General features: G+C 61.8%; 8 protein-coding genes and 1 pseudogene. 5 read left to right on the top strand and 4 right to left on the bottom strand.

From position 1 onward, the window contains the following. Positions 1-1557 carry an alkaline phosphatase D family protein gene (locus JJB74_RS08420; RefSeq protein WP_200591411.1) on the top strand — a complete coding sequence of 519 codons (1557 nt, stop codon included), beginning with the start codon at positions 1-3 and terminating at the stop codon, positions 1555-1557. 14 nt (positions 1558-1571) lie between these two features. On the opposite strand, the gene JJB74_RS08415 is transcribed toward JJB74_RS08420, so the two are convergent. Together JJB74_RS08415 and JJB74_RS08410 are read right to left on the bottom strand one after the other, a co-directional pair. Then, positions 1572-3266, bottom strand: a complete 1695-nt coding sequence (locus JJB74_RS08415; RefSeq protein WP_200591410.1) for a long-chain fatty acid--CoA ligase — start codon at positions 3264-3266, stop codon at positions 1572-1574. A 177-nt stretch (positions 3267-3443) separates the two neighbouring features. Continuing rightward, positions 3444-4541: an aminopeptidase gene (locus tag JJB74_RS08410; protein WP_234484068.1), complete on the bottom strand. Its 1098-nt coding sequence runs from the start codon at positions 4539-4541 to the stop codon at positions 3444-3446. A gap of 343 nt (positions 4542-4884) precedes the next feature. Between JJB74_RS08410 and JJB74_RS08405 the strand changes: the two genes are divergently transcribed. Next, a complete protein-coding gene (locus JJB74_RS08405; RefSeq protein ID WP_200591409.1) occupies positions 4885-6111 on the top strand; it encodes a M20 aminoacylase family protein in 1227 nt (408 codons plus the stop codon). Here JJB74_RS08405 and JJB74_RS08400 read toward each other — a convergent pair. Further along, entirely contained in the window at positions 6036-7841 is a 1806-nt protein-coding gene (locus JJB74_RS08400) for an ABC transporter ATP-binding protein/permease (protein ID WP_234484067.1), read from the bottom strand. The two genes, JJB74_RS08405 and JJB74_RS08400, sit on opposite strands and share 76 nt — an antisense overlap. Before the next feature lie 199 nt (positions 7842-8040). On the opposite strand from JJB74_RS08400, the gene JJB74_RS08395 reads away from it, so the two are divergent. Beyond that, entirely contained in the window at positions 8041-8931 is an 891-nt protein-coding gene (locus JJB74_RS08395; protein WP_200591407.1) for an SMP-30/gluconolactonase/LRE family protein, read from the top strand. Between the two features lie 35 nt (positions 8932-8966). Further along, positions 8967-10460 carry a glycerol kinase GlpK gene (gene glpK / locus JJB74_RS08390; RefSeq protein WP_200591406.1) on the top strand — a complete coding sequence of 498 codons (1494 nt, stop codon included), beginning with the start codon at positions 8967-8969 and terminating at the stop codon, positions 10458-10460. Between the two features lie 43 nt (positions 10461-10503). Here the strand turns inward: glpK and JJB74_RS08385 are convergent, their stop codons facing one another. Then, positions 10504-10959, bottom strand: a complete 456-nt coding sequence (locus JJB74_RS08385; RefSeq protein ID WP_200591405.1) for a hypothetical protein — start codon at positions 10957-10959, stop codon at positions 10504-10506. A 312-nt stretch (positions 10960-11271) separates the two neighbouring features. Here JJB74_RS08385 and JJB74_RS08380 point away from each other — a divergent pair. Continuing rightward, positions 11272-12391, top strand: a pseudogene (locus JJB74_RS08380) (IS3 family transposase); the annotation flags it as partial. Positions 12392-12518: the final 127 nt, after the last annotated feature.

The raw sequence follows: 12518 nt of genomic DNA, 5'->3' as shown, positions 1-12518 counted from the left end.
ATGCCAGCCTCCCGCCGCGACTTTCTTTTCAGCGCAGCGCGCCTTGCCGCGCTGGCGGCGTCGGCAATCCACGCGCCCGGCATCCTGGCGCGGCCAAGCTGGTATCCGTTTCAACTCGGCGTGGCTTCCGGTTCGCCGTTGCCGCATGCGGTGGTGCTGTGGACCCGCATCCTTGCCTCACCCGGAGATGCATTGCCACCTACGCCGCTCGCGCTGCGCTGGGAAGTCGCGCAGGACGAAGGGTTTCACCGCATCGTTGCCAGCGGAACCGCAAGCGCCCTGCCCGAGCTTGCGCACAGCGTGCATGTGGACGTGACCGGGCTCGAACCGGACCGCTGGTACTGGTACCGCTTCATGCTCGGCGATGCGGTCAGCCCGGTGGCGCGCACCCGGACCGCCCCCGCGCCGGACGCCTTGCCGGCCTCGCTGCGACTGGCCTATGCCTCCTGCCAGAACTGGGAGCACGGCGCTTACGCGGCGCACCGCCACATCGCCGCCGCAGCGCCGGACCTAGTGGTCTTTCTCGGCGATTACATCTATGAACGCGGCCCATACAGCGCCATGCATCCGGCTGCAGCGCGCCATGGTTTTGAGTCGATGACGCTTGCCGACTACCGTGCGCGCCATGCGCAGTACAAGTCCGATGCGCTGCTGCAGGCTGCGCATCATGCGGCGCCGTGGATACTCACCTGGGACGACCATGAAGTCGTCAACGACTATGCCGATGACCGCGATTTCCGCCTCGATCCGGCATTCATGGCGCGCCGGGCTGCCGCCTATCAGGCTTTCTACGAACACATGCCGCTGCGTCTGAGCATGGGCAATCCCGCTCACTTGCGCATGTACCAGCGTTACGACTGGGGTCGGCTGGCGCGCTTTCATGTGCTGGACGATCGGCAATACCGCTCGCCGCAGGTCTGTCCGCAGCCCGGCCATGGAGGCGCCAACGTCGTCGGCGCGGCGTGTGCCGAGCGCATCGATGCGCAGCGCACGATGCTCGGCGCGGAACAGGAAGCCTGGCTCTCCGAAGGGTTCGCGTCCGCATCGGCGCGATGGAACATCCTGGCGCAGCAAACGCTGATGACGCAGTGCAGCCATGCCGCCATGGACAAGGCCGACGACGTCCGCTTCTGGACCGACGGCTGGGACGGCTATCCGGCCGCGCGCGCCCGGCTGCTGGCGGACGTTGCGCGCCGCCGTCCATCCAATCCGCTGGTGATTTCCGGCGATGTGCACAGCTTCTATGCGGGCGACCTCGTGCGCGACTTCGACCGCCCGGCCTCGGATGACAACCCGATCATTGCAACCGAGTTTTGCGGCACCTCGGTGACTTCGCATTCCCATCCGCAAGCGCGCACCGAGCAGTATGTCGCGGCCAATACGCATCTCCACTATGGCCGCAGCGACCGTCGCGGCTTCGTGCTGATGGAGATCGCGCCCGAACGCGCCAGCGTGTTGTTCCAGGCGCTGGATGATGCGCAGCGCGCCGATTCCAGCGTGGAAACCTTGGCGCGCTTCCTGGTGGAGGATGGCCGGCCCGGCGTGCGGGCCGTCTGAACATCGGGAGAGTGTCAGGCCGCGCGCTTGGCGTCGCGTAATTCGCGCCGAAGGATCTTGCCGACATTGGTCTTCGGCAGCTCATCGCGGAACTCGATGAACTTCGGCCGTTTGTAGCCGGTCAGCTGCTCGCGGCAATAGTCGGTCAGCGCCTGCGAAGTCAGAGTCGGATCCTTGCGCACCACAAACAGCTTCACCGCCTCGCCGGAATTGGCATCGGGCACGCCGACACAGGCGCATTCGAGCACGCCGGGATGCGCGGCCACCACGTCCTCGATCTCGTTCGGATACACATTGAAGCCCGAGACCAGAATCATGTCCTTCTTGCGGTCGACGATGCGCACATAACCGCGCTCGTCCATGATGCCAACGTCGCCCGTCTTGAAGAAGCCATCCGCTGTCATGACCTTCGCGGTTTCCTCGGGCCGGTTCCAATAGCCGATCATTACCTGCGGTCCGCGGATCGCGATTTCGCCGGCCTGGCCCACGGGCAGCGCATTGCCATCGTCATCGAGGATCTCGATCTCGGTCGACGGCAATGGCAAGCCGATGGTGCCGGTGAAGGCCGGCGTATCGGTGGGATTGCAGGTTGCCACCGGCGATGTCTCGGACAAGCCATAGCCTTCCGCGATCGGACAACCAGTCACCTTCAGCCAGCGCTCGGCGACCGCGCGCTGCACCGCCATGCCGCCGCCGTTGCAAACCTTCAGGCCGGAGAAATCGAGCTTGGCAAAGTCCGGGTTGTTGAGCAGGCCGTTATACAGCGTGTTCACGGCCGGGAAGACGTTCACCTTGTATTTCGACAGCTCGCGCACCAGGCCCGGTATGTCGCGCGGATTGGGAATGAGGATGTTCAACGCGCCGACGCGGGTGCCCATCAAGCAGCAGGCGGTCAGCGCAAAGATGTGATACAGCGGCAGCGCGCACACATATACCAATTCCTCGACGTGCGGCTCGCGCTGCAGCGCCGGCTGGGCCCAGGCTTCGCTCTGCAGCACATTGGCCAGCACATTGCGATGGGTCAGCGTCGCACCCTTGGACACGCCGGTGGTGCCGCCGGTGTACTGCAGGAAGGCCACGTCGTCATAACCGAGTTCGACCGGCTTCAGGCGCATGCGCGCGCCTTCGGCCAGCGCGCGGCGAAACGGCACCGCGTGCTTCAGGTTGTATGCCGGGACCATTTTCTTGACATGGCGCACCGCGAAATTCACCAGCGCGCCCTTGGCGCCGCCGAGCAGGTCGCCCATCGTGGCCACGACCACGTGCTCGATCGGCGTATGCGCCATGACTTCTTCGAGGGTGCTGGCGAAGTTCTCCAGAATCACGATGGCCTTCGCGCCGGAATCATTCAGCTGGTGCGCCAGTTCGCGCGGCGTGTACAACGGATTTACATTGACTACCACATAGCCGGCGCGCAGCACCGCCGCCAGCGCCACCGGATACTGCAGCACGTTCGGCATCATCAGCGCCACCCGCGCGCCCTTCTCCAGACCTCGGCTCTGCAGCCAGGCGCCGAGCTGGCCGGACAGAATTTCAATGTCGCGATAGCTGAGGGACTTGTCCATGCAGACGAAAGCCTTGCGCTGCGCATAGGTCTGATAGGCATCTTCGAGCAGATGGACCAGAGAGCGGTACTGGCGGTAATCCACTTCCGCCGGAACCTCCTTCGGATAGGATTTCAACCAGAACTTGTTGTCCACTGTCTCCATGGTGCGCCTCGCTTTATGTCTTGTGATGGGCATGCCGGTCTGCCCGCATGTTGGCCGGCAAATTCCGCGGCCGCTGGCCAGTCGTGATGCTAATGACCACGGATGGTGGCGGCAAGCTTTCGAAGGCGGATTGGAGCAACTCTTCTAGACCCTTTTTCCCGATCCCGCTGGGCGTCATCAGGGATTGCGCCGCGTCATCCCGTCCTGCGCCAGATGGGCCGGCTCGCCGAGCAGCGCGAGCTGCTGGTCGCGCTCGCTCTTGTCTTCCCTTGCCATGCGCTTGACCGCGGCATAAAAGGCGGGAAGGCTGCCTTCCTGCTGCAGCAGCGCGCGAAAGCCCGGCACGAAGTCATGATAGGTCGCTACCGCGGCCAGATGCGCATTCGACAGCGGCTCGGCGAACCAGCGGTCATAGCCGGCATATCCGCCCCATTTGCGCTTCAAGATCTGGTAATCGTCCTGCAGCGCCTGAAAGATTTCTGCCTTGCGACGCAGCTTTTCCTCGTCGCTGGCGTCGCTGGCGTAATTGGCCTTCAACTCCTCGCGATGCTTCAGCAGCAAATCCAGGAAATCCTGCTTGCGGCCCTCGTATTCCGTGTAGGCGCGGCGCATCTTGTCGTCGCCGAACTTCGCCATCCAGCGCTCGACGCCGACTTCCTCGACGGCAACCGCGAACGATTCATTGAACTGCGAATCGCCCTTGGCATAGGCCACCTGATGCGCCAGCTCGTGGAATACCAGGCGGGCCAGCTCGCCCTCCGGATACTTGATGAAGGTGGACAGCACCGGGTCGTCGAACCAGCCCAGCGTGGAATACGCCGGCACTCCGGCGACTTGCACATCCAGGCCTTCGTTGCGCAACTGCCGGGCGAAGGCTTGCGCATCTTCCTTGTGGTAATAGCCGCGGTAGTTCACGCAACCCGCTATCGGAAAGCACCACTGCGTCGGCTCCAGCGACAGCCGCGGCGCGGCAACGACATTCCATACCACGTAGGGCCGCTGCAGATCGGCATAGTTCTTGTAGCTGCCATTGTTCGGCAGCCCGAGTTCCTCGGCGGCGAAGCGGCGGATCGCGCGCACCTGGGATAGCTTGGTCTTCAAGGTGTCGCCGGTCGCGGGATCGGCAAGCCAGTCGTCGATCGGCCTGGCCTGCGCCAGCAATGCATATTGTCCCTGGGCAGCCTGCAGGTAGTACCCCATCTGCGCGCAGCCGCCCGTCATCGCGGCAAGCGCGGCGGCTCCGGCCAACAACGCAATACGGATGTTTTTCTTCATGGTTGCTATCCTGTCCTTCTGCTGCGGGACCATGGCATCCATTCACCGCGCCCTGAGAACCGGCTGGTCCCTGCATGAATGGAGATATTGGGAAAGCGGTCTGCGCCGCCTTGGATACGCACGGCGCCGCAAACATGGCAGGCAACCGGGCATCCATCGTACTGCAAAATCCTTTTCGCGCGACATGGAAAAACGGCCGCGGCATGGTCAGCCCTGGTTGCCTTTTCCAATCGTTAGCTGCGCTGGGGCCCCCATGATTGCCATCTCGGCAAATGCGCTATGCTTTGCGCTCGGACAGATGCAGCGCATGTCGCGCCGTCCGCAGAATACAGAGGAGACAACCATGCAACTGCTCGATCCCATTATCGAATTCCATGCCGAACTGAGACAGATCCGCCGCGACATTCATGCCCACCCCGAGCTGTGCTTCGAAGAGCACCGGACCGCGGACGTGGTGGCGGCGAAGCTCACCGAGTGGGGCATACCGATCGTGCGCGGCATGGGCGGCACCGGCGTGGTCGGCATGATCCGCAACGGCGACAGCCGACGTGCCATCGGATTGCGCGCGGACATGGACGCGCTGCCACTGCAAGAGGTCAACGCCTTTCCCCACGCTTCGCGCCACGCCGGAAAGATGCATGCCTGCGGTCACGACGGTCACGTCGCGATGTTGCTCGGCGCGGCGCACTACCTCGCGAAACATCGTCACTTCGACGGCACCGTCTACCTGATCTTTCAGCCGGCCGAAGAAGGCGGCGGCGGCGCAGCCCGCATGATGGACGATGGCTTGTTCCGGGACTTCCCGATGGATGCCATCTTCGGCATGCATAACTGGCCCGGCATGCCGGCCGGCGTGTTCGGCGTGACCGCCGGCGCGATGATGGCCTCGTCGAATGAATTCGAGGTGACGGTCCATGGCAAGGGATCGCATGCGGCGCAGCCGCATCGGTCGATCGATCCGGTGATGGCGGCGATACAGATCGTCCAGGCCTGGCAAACCATCATCAGCCGCAACCGCAATCCGCTCGATGCAGCGGTGCTGTCGGTGACGCAGATCCATGCCGGCACGACGACCAACATCATCCCCGAGGAAGCGAAACTGGTCGGCACCGTGCGCACCTTCAATCTTCCGGTGCTCGATCTGATCGAGCAGCGCATGCGCGACATCGCCGAGCACACGGCGGCGGCTTTCGATGCCGAGATCCGGTTCGACTTCAAGCGTAACTATCCGCCGCTGCTCAACCATGCGAAGGAAACCGAGTTTGCGGTTGATGTGATGCGCTCCATCGTCGGCGACGGGCGTGTACACGTCGGCATCGAGCCGAGCATGGGCGCGGAGGATTTCGCGTTCTTCCTGCAGGAAAAGCCCGGCTGCTATGTCTTCATCGGTAACGGCGAAGGCGACCACCGCTCGGCCGGGCATGGGTTGGGGCCATGCAATCTGCACAACCCCAGCTACGACTTCAACGACGAGCTGTTGCCCATCGGCGCGACTTACTGGGTGCGGCTCGCGGAAAGCTGGCTGGCCGCCTCGACCGGCGCACCGATGCCGGAGAACGCGATCCGGTAGCGCGGGCCATTGTGTAGCGCATCGCGATCGTCGGCATCCGGCACAAACTGCCAGCGCTCGTCGTGGTACTGCGCCACCTTTTCCCGGTGCGCGATGCTGATGATCGCGGCATCGGGCAATTCCTCGGTCAGCAGGCGATACATTGCCGCCTCGGTTTCGCTGTCGAGCGCGCTGCTGGCTTCGTCGAGGAACACCATGTCGGGCCTGATCAGCAGCACCCGCACGAAGGCCAGCCGCTGCTGCTCGCCCGGCGACAGCCGCTGGCTCCAGTTGTCGACCTCATCCAGCCTCGGCGCCAGATGTGTCAGCCGGCATGCATCCAGGCGGGCAATGATGTCTTCATTCGCATACGCATCTTCCGCAGCCGGATAGGTCAGCGCGGCACGCAGCGTGCCTATCGGCAGATAACTGCGCTGCGGCAGGAACAGCAGGCTGCTCGACTGCGGAATCTCGACCTCGCCATCGCCGTAGGGCCAGATGCCGGCGATGGCGCGAAACAGCGTCGACTTGCCGCAACCCGAAGGACCGGCGACCAGGATGCGCTGCCCGCTCTCGATCGCCGCCGACAGCGGCTGATTCAGCGTGGCGCCGCCTGGCAGCGACAGCGACAGGCTTTCGATGCGCAGCGCTGCAACGCCATTGCGCTCGACGCGAATGCCGGACTCGATCGCGCGCGCCGCATCCACCGTGGCATGGAAGCCCGCGAGCCGGTTGACGCTGGCCTTCCATTCCGCCAGCGAAGTGAAGGCGCCGATGAACCAGGACAGCGCCGACTGCACCTGGCCGAAGGCCGAGGCAATCTGCATCAGCCCGCCGAGCTTGATCGCACCGCCGAAATAGCGCGGCGCGCCGACGAGAAATGGGAAGATCAGCGCGAACTGCTCATAAAAGGTAGAGGCGACGTTCAAGCGCTTCGTAGTGCGCATGATGTCCCACCAGTTTTCGCGGATGCGCGTGAAGCGGCTGTTCAAATAGGCATGCTCCTGCGCTTCGCCTCGGTACAGCGCAACCGATTCCGCGTTCTCGCGTATGCGGATCAGGCCGAAACGGAAATCGGCTTCGAAGCGCTGCTGCATGAAGTTTTGCCCGATCAGGGGCTTGCCTATCCATGCCACCAGCAGCGAACCTATGCCGGCGTAAGCCAGCGCGAACCAGACCATGTATCCCGGTATCTCGCGCTCGTGGCCGAAGAGCATGAAGCTGATCGGCCCGCTGACTGCCCACAGGATGCCGATGAAGGACACCAGGGTCACCACGCTGGATAGCAGACCGAGCGATAGGGTGAGCGTGCCGCTGGTCAGGTACTTGAGATCTTCTGCAATGCGCTGGTCGGGATTGTCCGCGCGGGCCGACTGCTCGATGCGGTAATAAGCCTGGCCGGCGAGCCAGTCGTTCATGTACTGGCTCGTCATCCAGGCGCGCCAGCGAATTTCCAGCGCCTGTGTCAGATAGATCTTGTAAATCGCCACCGCGATATAGATGAATGCGAGATAGGAAAAGCGCCACAGCTGCGCGCGGAAGGCGGCGAAGTCCTTGTTTTCCAGCGCATTGTAGAAATCGCGATTCCACTGGTTCAGCAGCACGTTCACATACACCATGCCGAGCGCGAGTCCGACCACCGTGGCCAGCAGGCCAATTGCCTTCCATCGTTCCTCGGAAACCCAGTAGGGCTTGATCAGGCGCCATACCGCGCGCCAGTCGCTGCGCTGCTCCACTTGGCTGTTCGCCATTGTCATCTGTACTCCTTGTCGGGATAGGCGCTCGGGGCGAGATAATGCTTGAGCTGGTCCGTCATGCGCGGGCTGCCCGGGCGCTCGATGCAAAGGCCCAAGCATACACCGACGCGCAAAGCGGCGATTCGCGTCATGCCAATGCGCTGCGGCCTGCCATCATTGATAATTCCCCCTTCCCATCGTCAAGGAGCTGTCCATGTCCCTGTTTGAACCCAAGCCAGCCTTTGATGTGCCAATGCAGCTCGGCGAATCGCCGCTCTGGCATCCGGAAGAGCAGCGGCTCTACTGGGTCGATATCGAAGGACACGCCGTGCACTGCCTGGATCCAGCCAGCGGCGAACACCGGCAATGGAGGATGCCGGCCGAGCCGGGCTGCATTGCGTGGAACGCCACAGGCGGCATGATCGTGGCGCTACGCACCGGCATCAGCCATCTCGACACCGGCAACGGCAAGCTCACCGCAATCGCCGCCCCGCCCTACGACCCGGCGCGGGAACGCTTCAATGACGGCGGCTGCGATGCGGCTGGACGCTTCTGGATCGGCACCATCTATGAACCGCGCGATCAGCCGAATGCGGCGCTGTATGCGCTCGAGCACGGCGCCTTGCGCGACAGCGGCGTGCGCGCCACGGTATCAAACGGCCTGGCCTTCAGCCCCGACAATGCGACTCTGTATCATGCCGACACGACATCGCATCGCATCACGGCTTATGAATTCGATCTCGCCAGCGGCAGCGTTGGCACCGGCAAGCTGCTGCGCCAGTTCTCGAGCGAGCGCAATGCCGACTATGGCGGACGTCCCGATGGCGCCGCAGTCGACAGCGAAGGCAATTACTGGTGCGCGATGTATGAAGGAGCGCGCCTGCTGAAGCTTTCTCCGGCCGGGGACATTCTGCGCGAGATCCGCCTTCCGCTGCGGTGCCCGACGATGCCGACGTTTGGCGGACCGGATCTGCGAACGCTGTACATCACCAGTGTGCGCGCGAAGCGCCCTGATGAAGAGATCGCGGCTTTCCCCTTGTCCGGGTGCGTGCTGTCGATGGAAGTCGATGTACCGGGGCGGAACGCCAATCCATATCGGGCATAAGGAAATACCACACAACAACGAGGAGACGCATCGCAATGAGCCGTTATGTACTCGCGCTGGACCAGGGCACGACCAGTTCACGCGCCATACTTTTCGACCGCGCCGGGCGCGTGCATGCATGCGCGCAGCAGGAATTCCCGCAGCACTTTCCCGAGCCCGGCTGGGTGGAGCATGACCCGGAGGATATCTGGCGCTCGCAATATGAAGTCGCCTGCCAGGTCTTGCGTGAAAGCGGCGCATCGGCCTCGGATATCGCTGCCATTGGCATTGCCAACCAGCGGGAAACCACGGTGCTGTGGGACCGTGCGACCGGTGAGCCGCTTGCCAATGCAATCGTCTGGCAGGACCGGCGTACCGCGCATATTTGCGATGCCCTGCGCGAGGCAGGTCATGCTGAGGTGTTCCAGCGCAAGACCGGGCTGGTGCTGGACGCGTATTTTTCCGGCACCAAGCTGAAGTGGCTGCTGGACAATGTGCCCGGCGCACGGCAGCGTGCCGAGCGTGGTGAGCTCGCTTTTGGCACGGTAGACAGCTGGCTGACCTACAAGCTTTGCGGCATTCATGTAACCGACAGCAGCAATGCCTCGCGCACGCTGTTGTTCAATATTCATGCGCTGGACTGGGATGATGAACTGCTTGGCATTCTCGATATTCCGCGCTCGGTGCTGGCCAGAGTTGTGCCAGGTAGCGGAACCGTCGGGACGACACGGCCCGAGTTGTTTGGTCGACCGCTGCCAGTCGCGGGCATCGCCGGAGATCAGCAAGCGGCAACCTTCGGCCAGGCCTGCCTGAAACCCGGGATGGCGAAAAACACCTATGGCACCGGTTGCTTCATGCTGATGAATACGGGGCGCACGCCGATCACTTCTCATCACCAACTGGTTACGACCATAGGCTGGACATGGGGCGAAGGGCATGACTGCCGCACCGATTACATGCTTGAAGGCAGTGTCTTCATGGCTGGCGCGACGGTGCAATGGCTGCGTGATCAACTCGGCATCATCCAGCACTCCTCGGAAATTGAGCCACTTGCAGCGAGTGTGCCGGATACCGGCGGGGTAATGTTCGTCCCAGCCTTTGCTGGTCTTGGCGCTCCATACTGGGATCCCTATGCGCGCGGCACGATCCTGGGCATGAGCCGAGGCACGACCAAGGCGCACATTGCGCGCGCCGCATTGGCGAGCATTGCCTACCAGACGGCAGACATTCTTCAGGCAATGCAGCAGGACTCGGGAATCGCTTTACAGGAGTTGCGCGTGGACGGCGGCGCTTCACGTAATGACTTGCTAATGCAGTTCCAGGCAGATGTGCTGGGTGTTCCGGTGATCAGACCGACCGTCACCGAGACTACGGCTTTGGGGGCGGCGTACCTGGCCGGACTTGCTGTGAAGTTCTGGGAATCTGAGGAAGAGGTTACGTCGCAGTGGCACGTCGAACGCAAGTTTCTACCAAATATGGGCGTACAAGAACGGGAAGAACGATTGGGACAGTGGCGCCGCGCGGTTGAACGTGCACGGGCTTGGGCATAGGCGCAAGGGAGACAGTATCTCGGACTCCCTGCACGCCTGTCGCTCAATCACGACGCGGCAGGTGCCCGCCAACCAAATCCTCCAGAATTTCAACTTGGTCTTCGGGCATACTCGGAATCGCCTCGCGAAGAATGCAAGCCAAGTCCTTGTTCGACAGAAACCTGCGTATTTCGGGAAGTACCGTGTCTTCATCAAGAAACGGATTGCCGTTTATTTCGACGCCTGCCTTGATGAGCAAGCTCATCATGTTCATGTACTGAGCCAGCAGCGGTTTAACCATGCTCAGCGCAGAAGACATGTAAGCAATCGATGCGCCGGCCATTCCGGCCTTTTGCATCAGCTCCAGCTGAGCTTGTGCAAGTGATATCACCACATCAATTTGGCTGGTTACGGTCAGCGGCATCGAAAAGGCTTCGGTTCCTGACGTTCCAAGGCGCATCTGTTCAGTCAAGTCGACGGAATTAGTGATGTCAGCAACTGCTTTAGACAAGGCGGCCATGTTTAACGGGGGCAAAGGGAAAGGACTGCTATCGCCGGGTACTACATTGTTCGCCCAATTGTATATTCATCAAGCTCACGGGTGATAGAACATTAAACAATTAGAAAAAATATATTTTACGTTTTCCGCATTGGTACAACGGCCGCTGCGCACGGCTGGCACTCAATAAGCTTTCGGTAGGCTTAGACTGATTGTTAACTTATGAGAAGACAGTCGGTGGAGCGCCCCCCCTGAAATGCCGGACATAGTGTCCCACTTAAAATAGTGGGTAAGCATAAGACTATGTTCATGACTAATACGAAGAAAGAAGTGATGGAAGTATTGACGGGACCAGAGCGCCGGCGGCGATGGTCAACCGACGAGAAACTGGCGATGATCAGGGAGAGCTTTGAGCCGGGCAAGACAGTTTCGATGGTGGCGCGCCAGCATGGTGTGAATCCAAACCAGCTCTTCCATTGGCGCAAGTTGTACCAGGACGGCAGCCTGTCAGCCGTGAGCGCCGGCGAGGAAGTAGTGCCGGCCTCTGAACTCAATGACGCGCTCAAGCAAATCAAGGAGCTGCAGCGGCTTCTCGGCAAGAAAGCGATGGAGAACGAGATTCTCAAGGAAGCCGTGAGGTAATGAAGTCGCGAAAATGGCTAGCGCGCTCGCCCTTATTGCCAAGGGACGACCTGTGAAGCAGGTCTGTGAAGTCCTCGGCGTGGCGCGCTCGAATGTGGCAGTCAAGCTGGCCCGGCCAACCGGCTGGCAGGATGGACGCTCCGCCCGCAAGACTGACGATGCTGGCTTGGTGGAGGAAATACGCGCGTCGATAGCGCACTTGCCGAGCTATGGTTATCGCCGTGTGTGGGGACTATTGCGACGCCAGCGGGAGCGCCAAGGTGCGGCGGCCGTCAATGCCAAGCGCGTCTATCGCGTCATGCGCACGCATGACCTCCTGCTGCAGCGCCGACCGATACCACCGCGGGCACAGCGGCGGCACGATGGCAAAGTCGCCGTCCCCAAAAGCAACCAACGCTGGTGCTCGGACGGCTTCGAGTTCCGCTGCGAGAACGGGGAGCCATTGCGGGTGACGTTTGCGATGGATTGCTGTGACCGGGAAGCGATGAGCTGGGTCGCCACTACTGGTGGTCATAGCGGCGATGTCGTGCGCGATGTCATGCTAGCCGCCGTGGAAAACCGCTTTGGCGCGATGCTGAAGGCGCCAGAGGAAATCGCGTGGCTGACCGATAACGGCTCAGGTTATATTGCCGAACGCACCAGGATGTTTGCTACCGAACTCGGCCTCAAGCCACTGACGACGCCGGTATGCAGCCCACAGAGCAATGGCATGGCAGAGAGCTTCGTGAAGACGATGAAGCGAGATTACATCGCCTTCATGCCCAAGCCCGATGCCGTGACGGCGGTACGTAACTTGGCCATCGCCTTCGAGCAATGATATGAACGCCTCCCGCCCTGGTCAGCCTTGGCCGAAAGAATATAGTTAGCTCGTCAGGGAGTCGTGATTTTGCATCGGAGGTCACTATGTTACTCATGCCTGTAGGGATTGATATCGCAAA

This window comes from Noviherbaspirillum pedocola (genome assembly GCF_016632335.1).
Lineage (GTDB): Bacteria > Pseudomonadota > Gammaproteobacteria > Burkholderiales > Burkholderiaceae_D > Noviherbaspirillum_A > Noviherbaspirillum_A pedocola.
Note: the sequence above shows the minus strand (reverse complement) of the source record. Positions and strands in the feature narration are given on the sequence as shown.

Bases quoted from the DNA above. Each gene is read 5' to 3' on its own strand.
- JJB74_RS08415 (WP_200591410.1), bottom strand. From the start codon at position 3,266: ATGGAGACAGTGGACAACAAGTTCTGGTTGAAATCCTATCCGAAGGAG.
- glpK (WP_200591406.1), top strand. From the start codon at position 8,967: ATGAGCCGTTATGTACTCGCGCTGGACCAGGGCACGACCAGTTCACGC.
- JJB74_RS08395 (WP_200591407.1), top strand. From the start codon at position 8,041: ATGTCCCTGTTTGAACCCAAGCCAGCCTTTGATGTGCCAATGCAGCTC.
- JJB74_RS08410 (WP_234484068.1), bottom strand. From the start codon at position 4,541: ATGAAGAAAAACATCCGTATTGCGTTGTTGGCCGGAGCCGCCGCGCTT.
- JJB74_RS08400 (WP_234484067.1), bottom strand. From the start codon at position 7,841: ATGGCGAACAGCCAAGTGGAGCAGCGCAGCGACTGGCGCGCGGTATGG.
- JJB74_RS08385 (WP_200591405.1), bottom strand. From the start codon at position 10,959: ATGGCCGCCTTGTCTAAAGCAGTTGCTGACATCACTAATTCCGTCGAC.
- JJB74_RS08405 (WP_200591409.1), top strand. From the start codon at position 4,885: ATGCAACTGCTCGATCCCATTATCGAATTCCATGCCGAACTGAGACAG.
- JJB74_RS08420 (WP_200591411.1), top strand. From the start codon at position 1: ATGCCAGCCTCCCGCCGCGACTTTCTTTTCAGCGCAGCGCGCCTTGCC.